This is a genomic window from Nocardia sp. NBC_01329, assembly GCF_035956715.1.
GTDB lineage: Bacteria > Actinomycetota > Actinomycetes > Mycobacteriales > Mycobacteriaceae > Nocardia.
In genome coordinates, this window is the sequence record NZ_CP108381.1 from 704,103 (window position 1) to 727,417 (window position 23,315).

The 23,315-nt window shown below is 63.8% G+C and carries 19 protein-coding genes and 2 pseudogenes; 9 read left to right on the forward strand and 12 right to left on the reverse strand.

Features of this window, described 5'->3' with window-relative positions; all coding sequences use genetic code 11:
- Positions 1 to 231 precede the first annotated feature (231 nt).
- Positions 232 to 1,608, forward strand: a complete 1,377-nt coding sequence (locus tag OG405_RS03265) for a helix-turn-helix domain-containing protein (protein WP_327150154.1) — start codon at positions 232 to 234, stop codon at positions 1,606 to 1,608.
- Here OG405_RS03265 and OG405_RS03270 read toward each other — a convergent pair.
- Together OG405_RS03270 and OG405_RS03275 are read right to left on the reverse strand one after the other, a co-directional pair.
- The gene (locus OG405_RS03270; RefSeq protein ID WP_327150155.1) at positions 1,602 to 2,321 is read right to left on the reverse strand and encodes an HAD family hydrolase; all 720 of its coding nucleotides are present in this window, start codon (positions 2,319 to 2,321) and stop codon (positions 1,602 to 1,604) included. The genes OG405_RS03265 and OG405_RS03270 overlap by 7 nt on opposite strands.
- Positions 2,322 to 2,377: 56 nt before the next feature.
- Positions 2,378 to 2,764 carry a CPCC family cysteine-rich protein gene (locus OG405_RS03275; RefSeq protein ID WP_327150156.1) on the reverse strand — a complete coding sequence of 129 codons (387 nt, stop codon included), beginning with the start codon at positions 2,762 to 2,764 and terminating at the stop codon, positions 2,378 to 2,380.
- A 145-nt stretch (positions 2,765 to 2,909) separates the two neighbouring features.
- On the opposite strand from OG405_RS03275, the gene OG405_RS03280 reads away from it, so the two are divergent.
- The gene (locus OG405_RS03280; protein WP_327150157.1) at positions 2,910 to 3,020 is read left to right on the forward strand and encodes a hypothetical protein; all 111 of its coding nucleotides are present in this window, start codon (positions 2,910 to 2,912) and stop codon (positions 3,018 to 3,020) included.
- A gap of 62 nt (positions 3,021 to 3,082) precedes the next feature.
- On the opposite strand, the gene OG405_RS03285 is transcribed toward OG405_RS03280, so the two are convergent.
- Both OG405_RS03285 and OG405_RS03290 read right to left on the reverse strand, forming a co-directional pair.
- Positions 3,083 to 3,415, reverse strand: a complete 333-nt coding sequence (locus tag OG405_RS03285; protein WP_327150158.1) for a hypothetical protein — start codon at positions 3,413 to 3,415, stop codon at positions 3,083 to 3,085.
- 522 nt (positions 3,416 to 3,937) lie between these two features.
- Positions 3,938 to 4,228, reverse strand: a complete 291-nt coding sequence (locus OG405_RS03290; protein ID WP_327150159.1) for a barstar family protein — start codon at positions 4,226 to 4,228, stop codon at positions 3,938 to 3,940.
- Positions 4,229 to 4,339: 111 nt separating this feature from the next.
- On the opposite strand from OG405_RS03290, the gene OG405_RS03295 reads away from it, so the two are divergent.
- Both OG405_RS03295 and OG405_RS03300 read left to right on the forward strand, forming a co-directional pair.
- The gene (locus tag OG405_RS03295) at positions 4,340 to 5,263 is read left to right on the forward strand and encodes an IS982 family transposase (protein ID WP_327150160.1); all 924 of its coding nucleotides are present in this window, start codon (positions 4,340 to 4,342) and stop codon (positions 5,261 to 5,263) included.
- A gap of 67 nt (positions 5,264 to 5,330) precedes the next feature.
- Positions 5,331 to 5,540, forward strand: a pseudogene (locus OG405_RS03300) (transposase); the annotation flags it as partial.
- A 9-nt stretch (positions 5,541 to 5,549) separates the two neighbouring features.
- Here the strand turns inward: OG405_RS03300 and OG405_RS03305 are convergent.
- On the reverse strand, positions 5,550 to 6,677 hold the full coding sequence (locus tag OG405_RS03305) for an IS30 family transposase (RefSeq protein WP_327150161.1): 1,128 nt from the start codon (positions 6,675 to 6,677) through the stop codon (positions 5,550 to 5,552).
- A gap of 92 nt (positions 6,678 to 6,769) precedes the next feature.
- On the opposite strand from OG405_RS03305, the pseudogene OG405_RS03310 reads away from it, so the two are divergent.
- Positions 6,770 to 7,657 (forward strand): annotated as a pseudogene (locus tag OG405_RS03310) (IS3 family transposase); the annotation flags it as partial.
- Positions 7,658 to 7,828: 171 nt separating this feature from the next.
- Here OG405_RS03310 and OG405_RS03315 read toward each other — a convergent pair.
- The 6 genes from OG405_RS03315 to OG405_RS03340 all read right to left on the reverse strand — a co-directional run bounded on the left by OG405_RS03315 (position 7,829) and on the right by OG405_RS03340 (position 14,937).
- The gene (locus tag OG405_RS03315; RefSeq protein WP_327150162.1) at positions 7,829 to 9,049 is read right to left on the reverse strand and encodes a hypothetical protein; all 1,221 of its coding nucleotides are present in this window, start codon (positions 9,047 to 9,049) and stop codon (positions 7,829 to 7,831) included.
- 168 nt (positions 9,050 to 9,217) lie between these two features.
- Positions 9,218 to 10,933 carry a class I adenylate-forming enzyme family protein gene (locus OG405_RS03320; protein ID WP_327150163.1) on the reverse strand — a complete coding sequence of 572 codons (1,716 nt, stop codon included), beginning with the start codon at positions 10,931 to 10,933 and terminating at the stop codon, positions 9,218 to 9,220.
- Positions 10,930 to 12,279: an MFS transporter gene (locus OG405_RS03325; RefSeq protein ID WP_327150164.1), complete on the reverse strand. Its 1,350-nt coding sequence runs from the start codon at positions 12,277 to 12,279 to the stop codon at positions 10,930 to 10,932. The genes OG405_RS03320 and OG405_RS03325 overlap by 4 nt, the downstream gene beginning before the upstream one ends.
- Entirely contained in the window at positions 12,276 to 12,809 is a 534-nt protein-coding gene (locus OG405_RS03330; RefSeq protein WP_327150165.1) for a 3-isopropylmalate dehydratase, read from the reverse strand. Before OG405_RS03330 ends, OG405_RS03325 begins: the two co-directional genes overlap by 4 nt.
- Positions 12,806 to 14,050 (reverse strand): 3-isopropylmalate dehydratase large subunit, encoded by a 1,245-nt coding sequence (locus tag OG405_RS03335; RefSeq protein ID WP_442790717.1) that lies wholly within the window; start codon positions 14,048 to 14,050, stop codon positions 12,806 to 12,808. The genes OG405_RS03330 and OG405_RS03335 overlap by 4 nt, the downstream gene beginning before the upstream one ends.
- A gap of 17 nt (positions 14,051 to 14,067) precedes the next feature.
- Complete coding sequence (locus tag OG405_RS03340) at positions 14,068 to 14,937, reverse strand: isocitrate lyase/PEP mutase family protein (RefSeq protein ID WP_327150166.1); 870 nt, start codon at positions 14,935 to 14,937, stop codon at positions 14,068 to 14,070.
- Between the two features lie 160 nt (positions 14,938 to 15,097).
- On the opposite strand from OG405_RS03340, the gene OG405_RS03345 reads away from it, so the two are divergent.
- From OG405_RS03345 to OG405_RS03355, 3 genes are all read left to right on the forward strand, one after another.
- Complete coding sequence (locus tag OG405_RS03345; protein ID WP_327150167.1) at positions 15,098 to 15,934, forward strand: IclR family transcriptional regulator; 837 nt, start codon at positions 15,098 to 15,100, stop codon at positions 15,932 to 15,934.
- 460 nt (positions 15,935 to 16,394) lie between these two features.
- Complete coding sequence (locus OG405_RS03350; protein ID WP_327150168.1) at positions 16,395 to 18,074, forward strand: WXG100-like domain-containing protein; 1,680 nt, start codon at positions 16,395 to 16,397, stop codon at positions 18,072 to 18,074.
- Positions 18,075 to 18,604: 530 nt separating this feature from the next.
- Entirely contained in the window at positions 18,605 to 20,719 is a 2,115-nt protein-coding gene (locus tag OG405_RS03355) for a hypothetical protein (protein WP_327150169.1), read from the forward strand.
- Between the two features lie 180 nt (positions 20,720 to 20,899).
- Here OG405_RS03355 and OG405_RS03360 read toward each other — a convergent pair whose 3' ends face one another.
- A complete protein-coding gene (locus OG405_RS03360; protein ID WP_327150170.1) occupies positions 20,900 to 21,583 on the reverse strand; it encodes a TetR/AcrR family transcriptional regulator in 684 nt (227 codons plus the stop codon).
- Between the two features lie 132 nt (positions 21,584 to 21,715).
- Here OG405_RS03360 and OG405_RS03365 point away from each other — a divergent pair, with 132 nt between their 5' ends.
- Positions 21,716 to 23,212 (forward strand): MFS transporter, encoded by a 1,497-nt coding sequence (locus OG405_RS03365; protein WP_327150171.1) that lies wholly within the window; start codon positions 21,716 to 21,718, stop codon positions 23,210 to 23,212.
- Positions 23,213 to 23,315 lie beyond the last annotated feature (103 nt).

A 23,315-nucleotide genomic window follows, 5' to 3' on the forward strand; every position in this document is an offset into this window, starting at 1 on the left:
GTGTCGTGGACCGTCTGGTCTCAGCGGGTCTGCCGACCGCAGCAACTGAAGACACTTCGTCCGGAGAAAATCCGGTCACTGCGCGGGCATCCGTGGTTCTCATTGCTGTTCCCCTCGAGATCTATTCGGTGGGCTGTCAGTCCCAGAACAGCGGTGGAACCGAATGGCAAGAAAGGTGGCAAAACTTGTGAAAGAGACTTGCCGTTGCGGACTTTCCATCAGAATCGAGTCATGCAGGAGGGGAACGTCGAACGGGTAGTGGTGCCCGACCACAATCGTCAGCGCGCCCAGGTGGCCGATGAACTTGCGCGCGAAATAAAACGTCGGCGGCTGGCGGCGGGGTTGAGTCAGCGCGAACTCGCAACGCGAATCGGGTATACGCGTCAGTACGTGTCCATGACCGAATGGGAGGACGCGAATCTACCTTCCCGAGATCTTGTTGCGGCTATAGATGCAGGGCTCGACGCTGATGGTGAGCTCATGGCGCTACACGACCAGATCAAGCAAAAGCGGAAAGCCGCCCGTCGCGACGTTAGCCGAGTAGACACAGCGGGTTCCGCGGATAAACGAAGTGAGTGTGTGCCCATCGGCGTCTTGGGCCCGTGCACTCATCCAGGGGCGCTATCGGAGGCCATAGATTTCGACATGCCATTGGATCGCGAACAGATCGGTGCACACCTTCGGTCGCAGCGGATGTCCGAACATGCGATCACGAGTCTCGTCGAGGTGACCCGTCTGCTGGCCGGCCAGCGCCAAAGCGTGGCGCCGGGTGCGCTCCTCGGTCCCATCGAAGCACACCGGGACACTGTTTCAGCCCTGTTCCGGAATACGAGCGACAGCCGGCTGAAAGAACGACTCGGATCACTGCTGGGTGAGACCTCCATTGTTGCAAGTCGAGTATGGAGTGCTGTCGGCGATCGTGCGATGGCGCTCTCGCACTGCGCATTTGCTCGCAAGCTGGCAGACAGCATGCGTGATCCGGTCATCGGAGGGGTGGCTCGGATATTCGAAAGCAACTTGCGGTCGGATGCGGCGACGTTGATCGGCTCGGATGGCGACGTAATCATTGGTCTGCGGATACTCAGAGACGCTGCGACGATGACGGATAGCTTGCCGCCTGCCGCCAGGGCAAGGATAGGCGCCGAGCTTGCCCAGGCATATGCGGTGCTCGAGCTCGATCGGGAGTGCCAGGACGCGCTGTCTCGCGCACAGCGCGCAGTTGACGACATTGATGAAGTTGACCGTACTGGGCTTTTCAGTGACTGGGATGCGAGTCGGCTTCTTGTCTACGAAGGCACTTGCTGGCTCTTCCTGAACAAGCCCCGGAAAGCCATCGTTGCTCTCGACGCGGCACTGAGCACAACTGGATACGGGAACCGGAATGTGGGGCTCGCCGCACAGGTCGACCTGGCGAGCGCATACAACCAGATCGGCGAACTCGAAGAGGGGTGTCGGATTCTCGGAGAAACCCACAGCAGTCTCGTTGCCATGGGTAACCAACGTGGTATCGAACGTGCACATCGGGCAATCGAGAGAACCACACCGTGGCGCAACGAGCAGCCTGTCCGGGCGCTCCGGGAACGGATCCGAAGTACCGAGATTCAGTGAGCGGTACCGGTCAGGGATTGGACCGCGGAAACAACCGAGTCCGGATCCAAGGCATCGAGGATCTCATCGGGAGAGTGTTCCAGTAATTCGCTGTGCTTCATCCGGTGCGTTACGACGATAACCCGAAAGCCGGCATGCCGAGCACAATAGATATCGTTCGGAGCGTCACCTATAACCACAGTCTGCGAAATGGAAAGCGGGCTTCCGAACTGGCTGAGATATCGGTCGGCGACAACAGCAGTCAGTTCCAGCCTGTCCCGGGAATCCGAGCCGTAAGCACCGAGGTCGAGTCGCAGGAGCGAATCCAGGCCGGCCACTCTCAGCTTGGCTTCTGCCGCATATCGCATGTTGCCGGTCAAGACGGTTTGAACGAACCCATGTTTGTCCAGTTCGGCGATCGACTCAGCCGCACCGGCATAGGCCGGTTGGTCTCGCGCCAGCTCTTCTTCGCCTTCTGACATCACCTTCGCGAGTTCGTTGTGGAAGCGAGCAACGCCGGCCTGCGCCAGTTCTTGCGGGATACCCGACGTAACAGCTGTTTCGACAACGATCGACTCGTCGGTGAACCCATGCACTCGCGCTGCCGGGAAAACCACATCGGGCTCCGCTAAAGCGTAAGTACGTGCGATAGCCCTTCGGAGCCATCTCAGGTCGGCAGGGATCAGGGTGCCGTCGATATCCCAGATGACGAGTTCCGGGCGTGCCGCAGTCATGAGGGGATTCTGACAGACCCGATCAGAATCTACGAGGCTGCGGTGATCGATGGGAGTCACTTGTTGTGAGCGTTACGTCGCCAGAATGTCGGTAGCCACCAGTACAGCGTGGTGGGGTCGTCGGGCCAAGGCTGGCGGAGGCCGGTTCGAGGGTCTTCGAAGTGGTCGCGGGCGGGGTCGATGGGACGCCAGGCGGGGTCGAGTGGTTCGTCGGCTTCTGGGGATCGAGCGTGTGTGCGGCCGCGATCGTCGCAGGCGCTGAAGTCTCGATAGTTGCGCTGGGCTTCGACCAGTGAGATCCGGTTGGCTCCTCCGGGTATGGTCGGCCAGCGTAGCTGGACTCGGTCGTCTTCCCAGGTGCAGACCGAACAGATGTCGAATGAGCCGGGCGTCTCGTCGAACACGTGGTGTCCGCAGCTGGGACAGGGATAGCGGGTGCTCACCTGCCCAGTCTTGCAGGCGGCCCGGTTGTACGAGTAGCCCTTTCTCGTCATTCTGATCAGGCAGGTGCGACCGTCGACTCCTCGCCCAGTAGTCGGACGGCCGCATCTTCCGCAACATGAGCCCGCCGAGTTTGCAGCATCGCTGGTGCGGCATCTCGACGCCGCGCACGTCGAGTCCGTGACGCCGTCGGGGCCGGGATTCCTCAACGTCACCGTCACCGATGCCGCGATCTGGTCGCACATCTCTGCCCGGTGAGGAATTTCGGGGAAGACCGGCCCGGCACCACACCTGCCAGCCGATTGTGTCGCAGCCCGCCCCTACTCGGACATCTGGAGCAGTGCGGGATAGCCGTCTGCGGTGATGCGGACACTGCTGGAGTATTCACCGGGCTGGAGCAGGTCGGGGGTGATGTAGGTTGCCCGCGCGATCTGACCGTTTCTCAGGAAGACGAGAATGTTCCCTCGTTGCATGAACGTCTCGTCCATGTCGATCTTTCCCCCGACCTCGCGCTCGAGGTAGTCGCGGGAGACCGGCTGGTGCGACACATAAATGGAATCCCAGTCGCCGCCGGTCAGCTCATGCAGGCTGACCGATCCGCCGTTCTGGCGCAGTTCGGCCAGTTCGGCCGAAAGTGCCTGGTCTTCCTCCAAAGCAACCCTCCATCATCTGAACATGCGGTCAGCGCAACAACGGCGCACACCAGCAACGCGAGCAGGACCTTCTTAGCTGTCATAGGTGCCGTAACTTTCGCCGTCGTTTCCCGGGTTGTATCCGCCCCGGGCGAGCAGGTCGTCGTGGAAGAGGTTCTCGGGTGTTTGTCACTTATTTCGAACCCCGGCAGTGATGGGTAGCGGCGTGTGGATCGGCCGGGCTACTACGTATGCGTGCCGGTGCGCCTGGCGAAGGCCAGCAGGCCCGGCAGCGTCGCAGCCTGCGGGTGTTGCAGCAAGTCTGCGGTGATCTTCTGGATGGGTCTGCGGTAGCGGACTTCGTCGGGAGCGGCTTGTTCGGCAGCCCGCAGTGCCCGGTAGCACTGTTCGGGTTTGCCCCACTGGTGGAATGCGCGGGCTAGACGAGTAATTCCCAGGGGTGATCCTGGCTTGGTGCGGCCTGGTGCTTGTAAATATCAAGCGCGGCCTGCGGCAGGCCGCGCTCAGGGGTCCACTCACCCGTCAGGCGAAGCGCACCGTGAGCCTCGCGTCCACCGGATTCGACACGTCCAGCTCGGCGGCTTCGATCAGCACGGAGGCGATCGCTTCGAACGCTTCAACACCCATCAGCTCCCGGCTGACCCCGGAGCTCTCCCAGACGATCTCGACCGGGCGTTCGACGTCCGTGGTCAGGCGGTCCCACAGGGCGTTCAGGTTGTGCCCGTAGTACGGACCGAAGTCCAGGGGGCCCGACAGAGCGTTGTGCAGGTCCGCATGGGTTCGGATCTGTGTCCCGTCGATGGTGGCGCGCATGGTCTTGCTTCCAGTTCGACAGTGGGTAGAAGCAGAGGTAATGGTCCGAAATAGGTTGGGCGGCAAGGTGTTGCGGCAAGAGGATCGAGCGAGGGTGTTCAAGATCGTGTTGTGACGAACGACATCAACACCCTCGCAACAGCACTCTATGTCAAGATCGACGACCTGTTGAAGGCCGCTCCCGACCTGGCACCGTGGCGTCCGGAGATCGGGTTCACGCCCCGGCTCAGCGACGCGGAGTTGGTGACGTTGTCGGTGATGCAGGCCCTGCTCGGGTTCACCTCCGAGGCCCGATGGTTACGGCACGCTCACGAGCACCTCACTCATCTGTTCCGGTACCTGCCCAAACAACCCGGCTACAACAAGCGGCTGCGGGATGCGGCCGCCCTGATCAAGAACGTGATCAGGGCACTGTCCGTCGATACGACGTTGTGGACCGACGATGTGTGGGTCATCGACTCCACACCGGTCGAGTGCGGCAGATCGAAGGAAACAGTGCGCCGCTCGGACCTGGCCGGATGGGCCGAATACGGCTACTGCGCCTCCCATTCCCGCTACTTCTGGGGCCTACGCCTACATCTGGTCGCCACCCTCGGTGGGCTACCTGTCGGGTTCGCTTTGACCGGCGCGAAAGCCGATGAACGCGAAACCCTGCTCGACATCTTCCGGGCCGACCCACACCTGGTCGCGGACCGGCCCGAACAAACGCTGATCGGCGACAAGAACTACTTCGGTGCCGCATTCGAAACCCGCATCGCCGAAGCGGGCCTACGACTGCTGCGTCCAACCCGAAAAGGTGAGACCACCACCCGACCCGGCACCCGACTGTTCAAGCCGCTACGACAAACCATCGAATCGATCAACCAAACCTTGAAAGGACAGCTCGACCTCGAACGCCACGGCGGCAAAACCCCAGCCGGAGTCACCGTCCGCGTCCTGCAACGACTCCTCGCCCTCACCGCTGCGATCTGGCACAATGAGGTGCCCGGCCCTCTCCGGACAGTGACCCCTGATAGGGCAGTGACGGAAATATGAGGGAAAATAGGTCGTGGCTCAGCAGCGGAAAAAGTACTCACCAGAGTACAAGGACGAGGCCGTGAAAATGGTCCTGGAAAGTGACGGTCGTTCGATCGCGGCGGTCGCACGGGATCTGGGAATCAATTCCGGGACGCTCACCAATTGGGTGGCGGCCTACCGGAAGAAGCACCCGGACGAGGAAGAGCCGCTCGCGATTTCGGAGCGAGCGCGGCTGCGTGAGTTGGAGCGGGAGAACCGTGAGCTCCGGATGAAGGCCGAGTTCCTGGAAAAAGCGGCCTTAGATTCAACTGGTCAAGGCAACGCATTCGACGGGGGTGCGGTAGCCGAGGCATTTACGTGGGCGGTTATTGAGCCGATCGGCGATGGCGTCGAGCTCGGCTTGAGTGAATGTCGCGAGATCAGTTTTCTTGGGGAGGTATTGGCGTAGTAGCTTGTTCGTGTTCTCGTTCGTTCCGCGCTGCCAGGGGCTGCGCGGGGCGGCGAAGAAAACCTCGACGCCGGCCGCGGTGGCGAACTTCTGATGGTCGGCCATCTCCATGCCCCGATCCCAGGTCAGAGTACGTTTCATCTCGGTGGGTATGACGGTGTAGCGCTGGATAAGGGCGGCGGCGAGAGTCTCGGCGCGCCGGTCGGCGAGCTGCACGATCGTCAGGTGCCGGGTCTTGCGGCATACCAGGGTGGCGACCTGGCTGGTCTTCCCGCCGAGGATCAGATCACCCTCCAGATGTCCTGAAACACTGCGATTGTCGGCGGCCTCGGGTCGTTCATCGATGGGACGCGCACCGATGATCTGCGATCTCCACTGCCCTTTAACGCTGTGATGCTTGTTCTTTCGGATCGGCCTTCGGGTGCGCAGTGCGGTCTCGGCCAGATGTTTCGGGATGAGCTTCCATCTGCTGGTGTAGACGCTGCGGTAGATGGTCTCGTGGCTGATCCGCATGTCGGAGTCGTCGGCGTGGTCCAGGGGCAGCCGCCGGGCGATCTGATCCGGTGACCACTCCAGCTGCAGCTTCTCCACAACATGCGCACGCAGCCGGGTATTACGTTCCAGCACACGCTGTTTCGGTCTGCGTCGGCGTTCCTCGGCACGATCCTGGGCGGCGAGGGCCCGGTAGGCGTCACGACCGCCGTTGCGGGCCACCTCGCGGCTGATCGTCGACGGCGGCCGTTCCAGTCTGACCGCGATGGCCCGTAATGACGTTCCACGGCTCAGCTCGCGCGAAATCGTCTCCCGCTCCTGCGCGTCGAGATGTCCGGCTCGCGGCCGGCGGGGAGCCGGGGCGATCCCGCCGTGGTACTTGAGCTGCGTGTAGACCGTCCCAGCGGCCACGTCCAGCGCCCGAGCGATCATGCTGATCGACTCCCCGGCCCGCCACCGCCGCCACAACTCCGCCTTTACCGCATCCGACATCCCCGGACGACCGACCCGTGCCACCAAACCCTCACTCCACCAGCACCGTTGCGTTGACCCGTTGATTCTAAGGCGGCCTTCTTCGCGAGCCGGCAGCAGTGAAATACGAATTCATCGCAGAACTGGACGCGGAGAAGGCCTACTCTGTTGCCTTCATGTGCAGGAACCTGAGTGTGTCCAGATCGGGCTATTACGAATGGTGTACCCGACCGGCATCGGAGAACGAGAAATGGCGTGAAGAACTGAAACTGATGATCACCGCGATCTTCGACGACTCCCACGGCACCTACGGGCATCGGCGAGTCCACGCGGTGCTGATCTCCTCGGGCCACCAGGTCGACGATGACACCGTCCGCAAGCTGATGCGGGAGCTGGATCTGGTGCCGTGCCAGCCGAAACCATGGCGGCCGGTCACCACCGACGCTGACATCGACCACCGGATCCCTGACCTCGTGGCCCGTGATTTCACCGCCACGGCGCCGGGTGAGAAGTTCGTCTCCGATATCACCTATATCCGGACGAAACAGGGATGGCTGTATTTGGTGACCGTGCTCGACTGCTACACGAAAATGGTGGCCGGCTGGTCGATGTCCGACCATTACCGCACCCCGTTGATCGCCGACGCACTCGATATGACCGCTACCCGAATCGATATTCGACCGCGGGCGATATTCCACAGCGACCGCGGCTCGAATTACACCAGCTACGATTTCGGAAAGAAACTGCGACAGATGAACATGCGGCAATCTGTCGGCCGCACGGGAGTATGCTGGGACAACAGCATGGCCGAATCGTTCTTCGGCACCCTCAAGAACGAATGGCTACATCGAATGACATTCGAAACACGGGATCAGGCACGGCGCGCAGTTGTGGAATACATCGAGACCTTCTACAATCGCAAACGTCTTCACTCGGGACTCGGCTACAAGGCGCCACTGCAGGTGCACGCCGATTACCTGAATCGGCAGACGGCAGCATGAAATAGCCCTTCAGGCCGCTGTCCGGAATCTGCCGAGCCCCTCACAACGACAAGACCGGCGCACCTATACACCGATCACTCACCGCCTATGATCACTGACCCCTGGGAATTACTCGTCTAGGCAGGTGGTCTCGGCTAACTTCGCCCGGTGAAATGTCTGTCAGGTGCGAAGTCAGCTAGGTGGCCACGGGTCGCCGGTCGGCCAGGTGGGCGGAAGGTTGAAGAAGTCGGAGGATGACACCGGAGCGGGAGACTTGGTTAGTCCCTGACCGTTGAACACTACCTGTGGCCACGGTAATCCCAGATTATCTGCGAGCGGGTGCGACGGACTCGGATGCCTCCACAGTGTTGCTTCTGCCTGGAGGACATGATGGGGCATGAGTTGATTTACGAGGAGGACAGCCGAAGTCTGGTGATGAATCCACGTGGAAGGAACGCCGAAATAACCATTCGAGTCGCGAGTGATGACAACATTTTCGTAGCCGGATCTTTCTGTCAAGTCTATTTGCATGACCTCGTTTCCATATAACGCATTTGTGGTATGCCAGTGATCCGAGTCGATCATGTACATTCCGACCGCTATTATGAAGGGTGCATCAAGATTGCCGTAGGCCTTGTGCTTTTCGCTGATTGCGGACATTATCTTCGGCGCTTCGTCTATTCTTTGCGCTCCATAGTGGCCATAAACACCGATCGCTTGCTCATGTGCTCCCCTTTTGTGAACGGGCTTGGGCATGGCCTTTACTGTGAGGCTCCAGCTACCGAGCGAGAAGGTTTCTATCGGCCATTCTGCAGCGTCACCGCATTTTTCGGGATCTAGGCTAGATAGCCACTTCTCGATTTGCTTTCGCAGCCTGGCAGCCGGTGCCGGCCCGTCGTCTTCATCGAGATTGACGATCCAGAGGAAGAAGTAGTCGTTCTTGATGGCGTTCACGGCATCGAAAAGAGCTTCACTGCGACGCATCTTTCCGATACTGTGTTTGCTCGCCCCGGGGCAGATTGCCTCCAAAAAGAATCTGGTTCCATCTCGCTCGGCATGGAAGTCCGGGCGTCGAGTGGTGTGAAGTACCTCCGGGTGAATTGTAACATTGAACCCTGCTCGCACGAGAGACTCGTGAAGGTATAGTTCAAGAAATGCGCTGCGGAACTGGTAGTCGTCATTGGATCGAATTCTTGTTCTCAGTTCTCGGTACTCGGCCTCATTCGGAATATGGTTGATCCATTCTTGAATAAGGTCTCTGGTCTTGTCCCAGAACTCGCCGTGAACTCGATTTAGAAAAACGAACAAAGGTTCGCCGTGATTGGAGGGCGTCGAATCGGATCTCACGACCGAATCGAAAACCAGTTCAAGGTTCCGGGGACCCCCGCGCTCCGGTGCGTGCCAAGCCGTCATGCAGATATTTTGCCCGGTTGGTCTGACTACGCCAAGTGGGGTCACCATCTACTAGATAGTTATCGGACGGCGCTGGCGCCGAACGCGGGTGGTCCGGTGAGTTTAGCGGCCTCAGTTTCGATCTGAGAGACGTGGTGGTGGATCAAGCGCGAAGGCTCGGTGCGTGAATTACCAGGGCCTTTCTGACATCGGTCGTTGATCACGTAGCGCTCGGCGGCGAATCTTGCCGGTCTGCGTTTTTGGCAGGTCTGTCAAGATCTCCACAACTCTGGGGCGCTTGTAGGGTGAGAGACGCTCTCTGGCGAACGAGACCAGCTCGTCTGCTTGGGCGTTGTGTCCGTCCTTGAGCGAGACATAGGCGGCAACCGACTCCCCTTGGTACTCGTCAGGAATTCCTACCACCGCTGCTTCGAGCACTGCCGGATGCTCGTAGAGGACGTCCTCGACCTCGCGCGGCCAGACTTTGTACCCGGAGACGTTGATCTGGTCCTTGATCCGGTCGACCAGGTAGACCCAGCCCTCTTCGTCCACGATCGCGCTGTCCCCGGTTCGAAGGCGACCTTCGGGTAGGGCGGCCTCGGATTCTTCTGGTTTGCGCCAGTATCCGCCGATGACCTGGGGGCCGGTGACGACGAGTTCGCCTTGGCTGCCGGGTGGGAGGGGTTGGCCTTCGGGGTCGACCACCTCGACGTTCACTCCCGGCATCGGTAGGCCAATGGACAGGGTGCCGCTGTCCGGATCGACCGGGGCACTCTTTCCGGGAGGAACTGCGGTGACTGCCGAGGAGGTTTCGGTCATGCCGTACGCGTTGTGGATGTAGTGGCCGAAGCGTTCCTGGAATCGGGCGACCGTGCTCGGTGGGACCGGCGCACCCCCGCTGTACAGCGTTTTGATGGTGGAGAAGTCTTCGGCCGTGGCGTATTCCGAGTTCATCATCGCGTTGAAGGCGGTGATGGAGCCGATGGTGTAGGTGACGCCGTGTTCGCGGAGGGCGTCTACGGCGACGTCGGTGTGGAAGCGGCCGGTGAAGACCAGGGAGGTTCGTTCGGTGAGGGCGAGGGCGCCGATGACGACCGCTCCGGTGATGTGGAACAGCGGGGCCAAGGCGAAGACGACGTCGCCGGAGGTGATGCCGGCGAGTTCGGCGAAGCTGGTGGTTACCGCGCGGACGTTGGCGTGCGAGTTCATCGCGCCCTTGGGCGGGCCGGTGGTGCCGGAGGTGTAGGCGAGGAAAGCGAGGTCGTCGCCGTGTACCTGGACCGTTGGGGGTTTCCGGCCGGCGTACTCGTGGGCCAAAGTGAGTAGGTCGGGTGCATCGGCAGGATGGTCTGCGGAGCCCTCGGTGGCTGCGGTGGTTTCGGGTTTGAAGACGCGGGGGTCGTTGCGGGACTGGAGGTCCGACTCCGTGGTGCCGAGTACCCACCCGACTGTGGTGCCCTCGACATCCGCCCGGACCTGCCGCACATCGCGGTCGGTGGTGATGATCCCGACCGGTTCGGCATCGCTGACCAGTTCGCGGAGTTCGCGGCCGCGATACATCGGGTTGAGCAGCAGGGCGATCGCGCCGAGTTTCCACAGGGCGAGAAGGACGAGCGCGTATTGCGGGATGTTCTGGAGGTGGATGCCCACCCGCTCACCGTGACCCACGCTGCGGTCGGCGAAAGCGGCCGCGAGTGCGTTGGCGAGGTCGTCGGCCTCGCGGACAGTGAGTGTGGTGTCGAAGTAGACGAGTGCCGGGGCGTCGGGTTCGTGCTGGACCCGGTCGTTCCATGCCGCCACGAGGGTGGCGAACTGTTCGTTTACCTCTCGCGGGCGGGATGCCCTGTCCACCGCACCCTCATCAAGTGCGGCGGACGGGGCTTTCCCGGTGTTACCGGTGGTCATGCAGGCAGTTCCTTGCGGCTGGTTTCGCGGATGGTGGCGACGGTGAGGAGGCCGATGGCGCAGACGCCCATCACCCAGTAGGCGGGCGACATCGCGTTGCCGGTGGATTCGACGAGCTGGGCGGCGACGTAGGGGGCGGTGCCGCCGGCGGCGATGGTGCCGATATTGAAGCCCAGCGAGACGCCGGTGTAGCGGACCGTGCGGGGGAAGAGTTCGGTGAACAGCGGGAAGGCGGGGACCTGGACTACGCCGTTCAGCACCATGTAGAGGAAGTAGACGAGGCCGATCACGAGGATGCTGCTGGTCGCGCCCATGATCATGAAGGCGGGGAGGGCGATCACGACGTAGGCGAGGTAGCCGGCGATGAGGACCGGTTTGCGGCCCCACCTGTCGGTGGCCATACCGCTGAGCGGGAAGGTGGCGCAGGCCAGGGCGATGGCGATGGCGGAGGTCCAGTAGACGGAGTCTTTGGAGAAGCCGAGGTCGTTGATCAGGTAGACGCTGAAGTAGGTGAGGCCGATATAGCCGGAGCCGTTCATGGCGATGGCGACGCCGACGACGCGGGCAACGGACCACGGGTTCTTGGTGACGGTGTCGAGCAGCGGGCTCTTGGTGACCTGCTGCTTCTCGGCCATCTCCTCGAATTCGGGGGTGTCCTCGAGCTTCATACGGACGCGCAGGCACACGTAGGCGAGGGGGAGGGCGAGCAGGAACGGGATGCGCCAGCCCCACGATTCCATCTGCTCATCTGTGGTTGCGAGCGATACCAAGCCCACGACGGCGGCGGCCACGGCGAAACCGAGGGTGGAGCCGACCGGGGTGAAGGAGCCGAAGAAGCCGCGTTTGCCCGACGGTGCCGATTCGGCGATATAGGTTGCCGCGCCGCCGACTTCGCCGCCCGCCGAGAAGCCCTGGGCGAGACGGACGAGCACCAGCAGGATGGGTGCGACGACGCCGACGGCCGAATGGGTGGGGAGCAGGCCGAGGATGCCGCAGGCCACGCCCATGCTCACCACGGTCAAGACGAGGGCGGAGCGGCGGCCGCGGCGGTCGCCGAGACGGCCGAAGAAGATACCGCCGAGGGGGCGGGCCACGTAGGCGACACCGAAGACGGCGAGGGTCGACAGGATCGACACCGCGGAATTCTCGGAGGGGAAGAACAGGGGTGCGATGGTGACGGCGAGGAAGCCGTAGACCGCGAAGTCGTAGTACTCGATGAGGGTGCCGACGCCGCCGGCGATGGCGGCGCGGCGGGCTACCGAGTTCGACTTCTTCGCTGCTGTCGCCGGCAGCGGTCCGGAGGGGTGGAGGTCACTGGACCCGACGCGAGGTGCTGTGTTCGTCATTGACTCTGTCTTTCGCGTGCGTGCTCGGCGAGCAGGAGTTCATACGAACCACCGGCTTCGATGACCTTGATGGTCCGCGGGCTCGGTGGGGTTCCGACCAGGTCGGTTCCCTCGGGCAGGCGCAGGGTGGCGGTGCGCCAGTCGAGGGCCACGGGGTCGTCGACCTTTACCGAGGTCGAGACGCCGGGGATCGTGATCAACGGCATACCGTTGAAGGTCTCGCCGCGCCAGAAGCCGGGCGAGAAGGATTCCGCGACGATGGCCGAGATCCCCGCGTTGCGGAGGGCGACCATCGGCGGATAGTGCGGATGACCGTAGCCGAAGTTACGGCCGCCGACGATGATATCGCCGGGGCGGACGCGGTCGGCGAAGGAGGGGTCGTAGGCCTGCATACACACCGACCGCAGGTGGTCGGGGTCGTAGGACTTGATGTTGGCGACGCCGACGACGAGGTCGATATCGAAATCGTCGCCGAATATCCAGGCGACCTTGCCCTCGATCACGTCGGGTGGGGGTGGGTAGGCGCTCACTGAACGGACTCCTGGATGGTGCCGGCCAGGGCGCTAGCGGCGACGGTGTAGGGGGAGCCCATGTAGATGTTGGCGTCGGGGCTGCCCATGCGGCCGGAGATGTTGAGGACGCCGGTGGAGATGCAGTTCTCGCCGGCTTGCAGGGGTTTCTGGTAGCCGAAGCAGAAGTCGCAGCTCGATATATTGATATGCGCACCTGCGGCGCGGAGTACGTCGAGGATGCCCTCGTTCTCGGCTTGTTCGTAGACCTTCTGCGAGGTGGGGACGACATTGAGCTCCACGCCGGGCGCTACTTTGCGGCCGTCGAGGACCAGGGCGGCGGCGCGTAGGTCTTCGATGCGGCCGCTGGCGCAGGACCCGATGAAGGCTTTGGTGATCGGGGTGCCGGCGAGTTCCTGGGCGGTTTTGGTGTTGACGGCGCGGGCCGAGCCGGGGAGTACCACCCGGGGGGTGAGGGTGGCGAGGTCGATCTCGTAGCGGGCGGCGTAGGTGGCGTCGGCGTCGGGATACACCGGGTCGAAGCTGCGGCGGGCGACTTTGTTCGCGTAGGCCAGCGAGATGTCGTCGGGTTCGAAGACGGCCGAGACGGCGCCGGTGAACATGGCCATTCCGCACAGGCCCTGACGGTGGTCGATGGCCATCGAGCGGGCGCCGGGGCCGCCGAATTCCATCACCTGATGGGCGCAACCGTCGGCTCCGACCATATCGATGATGGTGTGGACGAGATCGCGGCTGTCGACGCCGGGCGGGAACTCGCCGACCAGGTCGAAACGGGTGGTGGCGGGGATATCGACGAAGACCTGGCCGGTGACCCAGGCTTCGATGAGGTCGCGGCGGATACCCCAGCCGAGGGCGCCGAACGCGCCGACTCCGCTGATGTGGCCGTCGAAATGGACCAGGAATTCGCCGGGGATCGCCAAGCCGAGTTCGGCGGTGAGCTGATGGCCGATACCGCGGCCCTCGTGCAACTCGATGCCGTAGAACTCGCACCAGTCGCGGGTGACCTGGTGGACTTCGGTTTCCTTGTCGTTGCCCTTGCTGAGCATGTGGTCGATGAAGATGATGTAGCGGCTCGGGTCCTTCAACTCGGTGATCCCGAAGTCGTCGCGCATCTGGCGGAACATCACATCGGTGTAGCCGGGGAAGTCGTAGGCGATCATCCGCGATGGCTGTACCGCGTGGTTCTCGCCGGCGCGGACCATGGCCTGCTCCGAGGCGCGGCCCAGGATCTTCTCGGTCATCGTGTAGCCCACGGCGGTCACCGGTCCTGTTTCGCGGGTAGGTACTTGTTCTGCTTGGCCTCGACCTCGGGGAAGCCGATCAGTTCGACGAACTCGTGGTGCTGGAGGGCGTCGGCGCTGACCTGGGCGGGTGCTTCGCCCGACGCGAGCCGCCGGAGCGCCTCCTGGGCGGCACCGGTCGCCGCCATCAGCACCTGGGTCGGCAGCAGGGCGAGGCGGACGCCGATCTGGTCGAGGATCTCGGGGGTGAAATCGCGTTCGGTCCAGGTCGAGGCGGTGAGGGTGGCCATAAGCGGGACGCCGACCTCCTCGTGGCAGCGCTGCCATTCCTCGACGGTCGTGAAGGTCTTGGTGACCGGCATGATCATGTCGGCGCCGGCTTCGACGTAGGCCTGGGCGCGGCGGATGGCGTCGTCGCCGCGGGCATCGGTGCGGGCGATGAGGAGTACGTCGTCGGGGATCGAGTCGCGGACCGCCCGGATCTTGCCGGTGGCTTCGTCGACGCTGATCAGGTCGACGGGGTCGCCTACGCAGATGGGGCAGGACTTGGGGGAGACTTGGTCTTCCATGAACATTCCGCCGACACCTGCGTCGGCGAACTTGGCGGCGGTGCGGGCGGCGTTGACGGCGTTGCCGTAGCCGGTGTCGATATCGGCGACCAGGGGCAGCTTCGAGGATTCGCGGATCGTGCGGACTGCCTGGAGGTTCTCGGTCTGGGTGTAGAGCTCGGCGTCGGGGAGGCCCAGGGCCGCCGAGACGGCGAATCCCGAGGCGCACAGGGCGCTGAAACCGGCCTGTTCGGCGAGGCGTGCGGTCAGGCCGTCCCATACGCCGGGCGCGTAGACCAGGCCGCGTGACGTGAGGTCTTTCAAGGTCGGGCTGCTCACTGTCCAACTCTCCGTTTCGCAATGCGGAATGCATTTCAAAATCTCGATACGAGACGGTAAGGTGGTTCAGGTCACAAAGTCAACCCCGATCGATGAACGAGTTCGTAAGGTGGCGACATCGATCGCCCGAACCGTGGAAGCGAGTGAGTATCAAGTGGCTGTGCCGTCCGAGCCGAAGGCGGTTGTGGGATCCGAGCCGAAGGCGACTGTGCCCGCCGAGTCCGAGGCGTCCGGGGGGCGCGATGTCGTGGGTGCCGTTCTCAAGGCGTGCACGCTGCTCGGTCACTTCAGTGCGGACCGCCCCACCTGGATGTTGAACGACCTCACCGTGGCGAGCGGGATGAACAAGACCACGGTGTTCCGACTGATGGCGACCTTGGTCCAGGCGGGGTGGGTGGATCGCACCGAAGAAGGCGCCTACCGGGTGGCGATGCCGGTGTTCGAGATCGGTTCCGCGGCGCTGGCGAAACTCGATATCCGTTCGGCGGCAAAGCCGTTCATGACCGAACTGGCGACCGCCTTCGGTAACACGGCCTATCTGATGGTGCCGGCCGAACAGGGCGCGGTCTGCATCGATCTGCTCGAAGGCCGCAACTCGCTCGTCGTCGCCGGGATCAATGTCGGGTCGGTGATGCCGTATCACGCCGCGGCGGGACCGACCGTGATGCTCGCTCACTCGGATGCCCTGCGGGACAAGTGGATCGCCCGCGGCCTGTCGGCCATCACCGATCGAACGATCACCGATGTGGGGGTACTCGTCGAACATCTCGACGAGATCCGAGAGGTCGGCTACTCGGTGAGTAACTCCGACTATCTGCCCGGGGTCGCCGCGGTGGCGGCCCCGGTCCTGGGGCGAGACGGTTCGGTGGTCGCGTCCATCAGTGTGGGTGGCCGGGCCGAAGAATTCGAAGGCGACGCACTCGCTGCGAAGATCGAGAAGGTGTGCGATGCCGGAGCCCGGATCACCAGGATCGTGCAGGCGCTACCGAGAGGCTGATGCGCCCACTCGTGGCCGGCGATGTTCGGCCGTGAACAGCATGCGTCATGCGACCGCCCGGTTCCGAGGCGAGTTCGGCGGGGATGGTCGACGGATGATCGGAAATGCTATTCCCTGTGCTGGCAAGAACTGGGCTCACCTGCTCTGTGGTGTGAACCCGACTCTGCGGCCCCGACCGGCTTTTCGTCCAGGGTGACCGGCGCTTCGGCGGGCTGAGATCGCTTCGTCGGGATTTCGGCGTTGGGTAGTCTGCTCAGGTGTGGGGCCTCGGAATGCCGGTGTGCCGATCAGCCTGGAAGACCGGAAGCATCGGGCTGCGGAGAGACCGCTCTCACTGCGACTCCGGCGACGTCGCGTGCCGACGCTATGACCGTGTCGGGGGCGTGCCCAGCGGGCGGACGCCGCGGTCCGGTCGGTCGGTGCAGGCCGCCGCCGCACCCACTGCGAAGAGGCCCGGGTCTTGAGTATCCACATACCGACCGAGGTCGTGCTCTTTCTCAACGCGATGGGGATCCCGTACCCCGATGTCGACGTGGACCAGGTCCGCGAGCTGAGCCGGACCGTCCGTGAATTCGCCGGCGACGTCCGGGAAACCTATGACGGGGCGTCCGGCGCTGTGAAAGACCTGGGATCGGCCATGTCCGGGAACTCCTACCAGGCGATTCTGGTGGGGTGGGCCCACCACAAGGAGAAGATGGCGGAACTGGATTCCGCATTCGGCGTGACAGCACAGGTGCTCGATGTGGCGGCGGATGTCATCGAGGCGATACAGATCGCGGTCCTGATCGAACTCGCCGCGCTCGTCGCAAGCTATACGGTGGCCGTCCTCAGTCCGATCGGCCCGGCTGCCGGCCCATTGCTGGCTTCCGCCGCGAGCCGGATTCTCAAGGCGATGGCACAGGTCTTGGTGTGGTACATCGCGGCTGAGGTGATGATCAAAGCGATCGAACCGCTCCTGAAGAAGTTCGACGAATTCCTCCGAGATGCACTCCGCCCGCCTCCCTTGCCCACCACCGCCTCCGAGTCGAGTCTGTACATCGACCCCGAGGAAGTGAACCGATACGTCGCGATATTGGAGAACCATGCCGACGACCTGGTCTCCCATGGCGAGAAATTCGGAGAGAAGCTGAACGGCTTCGACTTCGAGACTCCCGGATTGACTGTCCAGCGCGCCGAGTGGCCGGACCCGTCCGAAGTGGCACCGGCGGTGGACGCAGGCCTGAACGATCAACCGATGAGCACATCTCCGGTCCCGTCGCCGGGGAGCGACTCGGAAACGAGTCGACCGACTGTCGGGGAATTGTCGGAGAGCCAGGAGACGGGACAACCGACTCCCGGAGCGTCGTCCGCAAAGGGGACGGAGGCCGGTTCCTCCGGCCCCGGCGACGGTCATGCGGAGGGCAGTGCCGGATCCCGTGGTGGCGCGTCTCCAACCACCGATTCGGGCCGGCCGGCCGCCGTCGCACCGGAATCGATGCCGCTGGATGGACCGGGCTCTGCTCTTTCCGCGACCGGCAACCCCGCGGAGCGAATTCAGTCCTCCGGACACGATGGGAATTCGGCAGGAAGCCCACAAAGCGCTCACAGCCTGGAGCGACCCGAATCGGCGGCGGCCCAACACCAGGGCGGCGCTACGGCCGCAACATCGACTCCGGGAACCGACCAGTGGACTCCCTCGGCATCGCCGGCCCAGTCGCAGGCGACATCCGCCGCGAACGGCCAGCGCCCCGCAGACGCCACGACAGGTAAGACGCAGGGTGCCGGTCGAGCCGGGGCCGACTCGAAACCGGGCGATCAGCGACCCTCCGGACGTAAGGCATCGCAAACACCCTGGTCGCGTGGCCGCAAAAAGGTGGCACGTGTCGCACCCACCGCGAAACCCTCCGATGAGAAAGTTCCGGCGGTATCGGCCGGAGAAACCGGCAACCGTGGTGGTGAACCGCACCAAGCGGTGCCGCCGATATCCGATAACCCCCCGCACACCGGCCCGCAGGTGTTCGTACCGGATACCGCGCCGCCCCCCACCGAATCGTCGAGCGTCGAGACACCAGAAACCGAGCAGGTCCACAGTGTTCTTGCCGAACCCTCACCGAAGGAAGGAGAGCCGGCTGCCGGCGAAAGTCGCTCTCGGACAAGCTAGTTCGCAATTCGGTGCGGTGTCGACATTGCGCAACAGGGGCCGGGCCAGGGGCACACCGCGTGACCGGTTGTTCTACCCCCGGCGGTGGGGATAACCCAGACTGGGGCGACCAGGCGAGCAACTGCGAAAGCAGACTGTCCCCAGCGGAGACCTCACAGTTGCGAAGGTTCTATTCCGATGGTCTCGCTTGATCGAGCACGAAGAAGGCCTCATCCGAGGCCGGAGGATGAGCGGTGAAGCTGTTTCGGCCTGTCATCGAGGCGCTGCAAACGTTGGTAGGCAAATTCGGCCACGCCGGACGCGCACTGCGGGGCAACAGTTCCGACCCTGCCGGCAGCGCGGTCAGCCGTCTCGCCAGGGCGGATATGGACGGTGCGCACCGCATAAGCCAGGCATCACCACCCAGTGGCCCGATGGCAATGCCGCCCCATGGTTCGCCGCCGATCATCAACCCGGGCCACATTCCCAATATCTATGACCCGGTCCGGCGGGGTTACAACGGGAACGACACCTCCCAGGTGTCATATCAGGTGCGCGACCCCTCATCGCTGACAGGCGGGGGCCGGGCCACGCCGGATGGCGGCGCGGGTGCGCCGGGCGGTCACACAGATGGCTCTGCTCCGGCGAGGCCCGCTGCCCCGCCGCCGACGTCCGCGCCGCGGCCGGGGCGTGCCAGCGCCCCGGAGGCTATCGAGCCGACCGGGGGTCGGGGTCGGGGTTCCGATAGTGGCGACGGCAATACGCACGGCGATACGGGGGATCAGGGCCGACCGGATACCCCGGATACCCCGGAGGAGCCGGTTACCTCGGAGAAGAAGCCGGATACCCCGGAGGAGCCGGTTACCTCGGAGAAGAAGCCGGATACCCCGGAGGAGCCGGTTACCTCGGAGAAGAAGCCGGATACCCCGGAGGAGCCGGTTACCTCGGAGAAGAAGCCGGATACCCCGGAGGAGCCGGTTACCTCGGAGAAGAAGCCGGATACCCCGGAGGAGCCGGTTACCTCGGAGAAGAAGCCGGATACCCCGGAGGAGCCGGTTACCTCGGAGAAGAAGCCGGATACCCCGGAGGAGCCGGTTACCTCGGAGAAGAAGCCGGATACCCCGGAGGAGCCGGTTACCTCGGAGAAGAAGCCGGACACTCCGGAGGAGCCGGTTACCTCGGAGAAGAAGCCGGACACTCCGGAGGAGCCGGTTACCTCGGAGAAGAAGCCGGATACCCCGGAGGAGCCGGTTACCTCGGAGAAGAAGCCGGATACCCCGGAGGAGCCGGTTACCTCGGAGAAGAAGCCGGATACCCCGGAGGAGCCGGTTACCTCGGAGAAGAAGCCGGACACTCCGGAGGAGCCGGACGCTGACAAGGACGGCGACAAGGACGGCGACAAGGACGGCGACAAGGACGGCGACAAGGACGGCGACAAGGACAGCGACAAAGACAGCGACAAAGACAGCGACAAAGACAGCGACAAAGACGGCAAAGACGGTGATAAAGACAGCTCGGACTCGAAATGGAAGCCCAGTACCGCGGCCATGGTCATGGGCGGCGTCGCCGCTGTCGGCGCTGGCGGATATTTGTTGAGTGATGAACTCGGTTTCGGCGGGGAGGACTCTGCGGAAGCCCCCGGTATCGGCGGGCCGACCGATCCCGGAGCAACTGATCCTGGGGCGGGAGCTCTGGGGGCGGGCGTCGGGACAGGTGACCCTGCCGCGGGCGCTCTCGGAGGACTTGGCGCGGTCGATCCTGGTGCGGTTGATCCCGGGACGGTTGCCCCCGGTGTGGTTGATCCCGGGGTGGCTGATCCCGGCGCGGGCATTCCCGGGCCGACCGGAGCCGGCGTAGTTGATCCCGGTGCGGTTGATCCGGGGACGGTTGATCCGGGGACGGTTGATCCCGGAGCGAGCGATCCCGGAGCAAGCGATCCCGGAGCAAGCGATCCCGGAGCAAGCGATCCCGGAGCGAGCGATCCTGACTCGGATGGACTCGGATCCGATGGACTTTCCGGAGAGGAAACCGATTCGGGCGGCCAGCCGAGCGGTACCCAGGGGGAGACTCAACCCTCCGGTTCGGGCGCCGCCGCCGCCGGCGGCGGCATCGGCGACATGGTGACGTCGCTCGCGATGGCGGGTCTCGTGTCTGCCATGGTGGGTCTCGGCGGAGAAGACGACGACAGTGAAGACGACAGCGATTCCGACGATGATCGGTCCGACGCTCAGCCACCTTCCATGCAGGCTCCGGCGCCCGCTCCCACTCCGACACCCCCGCAAAGTGGCCAGCCGACTCCGGGTAAGCCTTCAACGGAGGGCGAGCCTCCAAAAGATGATGGACCTGTGGCTGAAGGTGAGTCTTCTACGGAGGGCGGGCCTTCGACGGAGGGCGGGCCTGGTACGGAAGGTGAGTCTTCTACGAAGGGTGAGTCTTCAACTGAGAGTAAGTCTTCAACCGAGAGTAAGTCTTCTACGGAAGGTGAGTCTTCGACGGAAGATGAGTCTTCGACGGAAGGTGAGTCTTCAACCGAGAGCGGGCCTGCTACGGAGGGTGAAACTTCCACGGAGAGTGAGACTTCAACAGAGGGTGGGCCTTCAACGGACAGGGAGCCTCCGGCAGATGACAAGCCCGACTCCGGCGGTCTATCCAGCGGTAGGCCGTAGAATCTCGAAAACCGTGGGCGCTGGCGATACCGTTTTCGGGCTGCGCGGGTTCGGTGCCCGGGACTGCGGTTGCCGCGGACGGCACCATCGCATCGGAGTCGCTGGATCTGGAGCAGATCGCTGGGGTCTGGGTGGGCTCGTACAGCTGTGCTCAGGGTGAGACGGGTTTACGGGTTCCGGTCAGCGGCGGCGGCCGACGCACGGGGCGGCGTTGGCCGTCTTCGCTCGGTCGACTTCGTCGTCGGTCAGTGCGCGGACCGGTAGTTGCCGGCGGGCTACGTCATCCGCGCGGATTCCGTTGAGGACGATGGCCATATAGCGCCGCCAGATCTCGGGATTGACCGGTTTGGCGAATTCGGCCAAGCCGTCCACCATATGGATCAACGCGAAGAGGTCCGACGGTTCGATATCGGGTTGCAGGACCCCTGCTTCGCGGGCCCGGCCGACGATCGCTGCGACGGCGGGTTTGATCCGGTCGCGCAGGCCGTGGAAACGTTCTGTCTCGAGGTCCAGTTCGAGGATGACCTCGCTGAATCCGCGATTCGTGGCCAGGTGGCGGCACGCGTATTCGACGAACTCGACAAGACTCAGCCAGGGATCCGGGTGGTCGCGGCTGGCTTCGGCGGCTTCGGCGAACGCGCCGAGGCTGTGTTCGAAGACCTCGGCGATGAGTTCCTTCTTGTTGGCGAAACGGCGGTAGACCGTGCCCACACCTACGCCGGCTCGCTCGGCGACGTCGTCGAGAGTGATCTCCAGCCCGCGATCGGCGAACAGTTCGCTGGCCGCCTCGACGATGCGTTGCTGATTGCGTGCGGCGTCGGCGCGCAGTCGCCGGGGTGCGCGCAGGGTCGTGGCGTGTTTCACACCGGCATTCTACCAACGACGGGATTAAGTGGAGGCAATTCCTCCGTTATTGTGTTAGCGTTCATGCAAGCGGAGAACTTTCCTCCGCTTCTCTGATCCTTCTCCGAAATCAACCTTCCTCCAAGGGGCGAGATGACTACCACGATCGATCGCGGTCGGTCCGCACAGGAAACAGCATCGGGCAGACGCGGTTCGCACGCGCTGCGCTGGTGGGTCCTCGCCGTACTCGGCGTAGCCCAGCTCATGGTCGTACTGGACGCGACCGTCGTGAACATCGCGCTCCCGGAGGCTCAGCGTGACCTGGGCTTCGACGATGCCAGTCGGCAGTGGGTCATCACGGGTTATGCGCTGGCCTTCGGCAGCCTGCTGCTGCTCGGGGGCCGCCTCAGCGACTTGTTCGGCCGCCGTAACACCTTCATCGTCGGCCTGATCGGCTTCTCGGTGGCCTCCGCCATCGGTGGCGCGGCCGTCAACTTCGAGATGCTGGTCGCGGCCCGCATCGGCCAGGGCGTTTTCGGCGCGGTGCTCGCCCCGGCCGCGCTGTCGCTGCTGACCGTCACCTTCACCGAACCGTCCGAACGGGCGAAGGCCTTCGGTATCTTCGGCGCGGTCGCCGGTACCGGCGGCGCGATCGGCCTGCTGCTCGGCGGCGCGCTCACCGAATGGGCCTCGTGGCGCTGGGTGATGTTCGTGAACCTGGCCTTCGCGGCCGTGGCGCTGGTCGGGGCGGTACTGCTGCTGGCCAAGCATGTCACCACCACGCGGCCCAAGCTCGATATCCCGGGAACGGTCGTGGTCACCGCCGCGCTGTTCGGCATCGTCTACGGGTTCTCCCACGCCGAGAGCGACGGCTGGACGAATTCGGCCACGCTGGCGTTCCTCATCGGCGGCGCGGCGCTGCTCGGCCTGTTCGTCTGGCTCGAGACGCGAGTGGCACACCCGTTGCTGCCGCTGCGTATCGTGCTCGACCGCACCCGCGGTGGGGCCTATCTCGCGGTGTTCGTGATGGGAATCGGGATGTTCGCGATCTTCCTGTTCCTCACTTATTACATGCAGCTGACGTTGGGCTACTCGCCGATCATGACCGGTGTGGCATTCCTGCCGATGGTCGCCGCCATGGTCGCTTCCTCCACCACGACTCCGTCACTGCTGCTGCCGAAGTTCGGCCCGAAGGTGGTCGTCAGCACCGGGTTCGCGATCGCCGCGCTCGGGATGGCCTGGCTGACCCGGATCGGCCTCGACACCGGATACGCCTCGCATATCCTGCCCGGACTGATCCTGCTCGGCCTCGGCCTCGGTGGGGCGATGGCGACGGCGTTCCAGAGTGCCACCGCCGGGGTGAAGCACGAGGACGCCGGGGTCGCCTCCGCGATGATCAACACCAGCCAGCAGGTGGGTGGTTCGATCGGGACCGCACTGCTGAGCACCATCGCGGCCTCGGCCTCGACCGGCTATCTGGCCGGCCGGACGCCGAACGAGATCACCATCGTTCAGTCGGCCATCGAGAGCTACACCACCAGCTTCACCTGGGCCGCAGGCATTTTTGTCTTCGGCGCGGTAGTGCTGGCCTTCCTGCTGCCGAACGCTCTCCCGGCTCCGGCAGAAGGGGAACCGGTACTCGCGCACTGAGTCCCACAGAACGACCGCCCGTCCTCGCGTATCGCGAGGACGGGCGGTCGTCGTATCGGGCTCGGTGCCGGGCGAACTGTCCCGGTCGCGGCCGACCCGGTGA

Bases quoted from the DNA above. Each gene is read 5' to 3' on its own strand.
- OG405_RS03335 (WP_442790717.1), bottom strand. From the start codon at position 14,050: ATGACCGAGAAGATCCTGGGCCGCGCCTCGGAGCAGGCCATGGTCCGC.
- OG405_RS03265 (WP_327150154.1), top strand. From the start codon at position 232: ATGCAGGAGGGGAACGTCGAACGGGTAGTGGTGCCCGACCACAATCGT.
- OG405_RS03270 (WP_327150155.1), bottom strand. From the start codon at position 2,321: ATGACTGCGGCACGCCCGGAACTCGTCATCTGGGATATCGACGGCACC.
- OG405_RS03305 (WP_327150161.1), bottom strand. From the start codon at position 6,677: ATGTCGGATGCGGTAAAGGCGGAGTTGTGGCGGCGGTGGCGGGCCGGG.
- OG405_RS03320 (WP_327150163.1), bottom strand. From the start codon at position 10,933: ATGACCACCGGTAACACCGGGAAAGCCCCGTCCGCCGCACTTGATGAG.
- OG405_RS03290 (WP_327150159.1), bottom strand. From the start codon at position 4,228: ATGCGCGCCACCATCGACGGGACACAGATCCGAACCCATGCGGACCTG.
- OG405_RS03325 (WP_327150164.1), bottom strand. From the start codon at position 12,279: ATGACGAACACAGCACCTCGCGTCGGGTCCAGTGACCTCCACCCCTCC.
- OG405_RS03365 (WP_327150171.1), top strand. From the start codon at position 21,716: ATGACTACCACGATCGATCGCGGTCGGTCCGCACAGGAAACAGCATCG.
- OG405_RS03315 (WP_327150162.1), bottom strand. From the start codon at position 9,049: ATGACGGCTTGGCACGCACCGGAGCGCGGGGGTCCCCGGAACCTTGAA.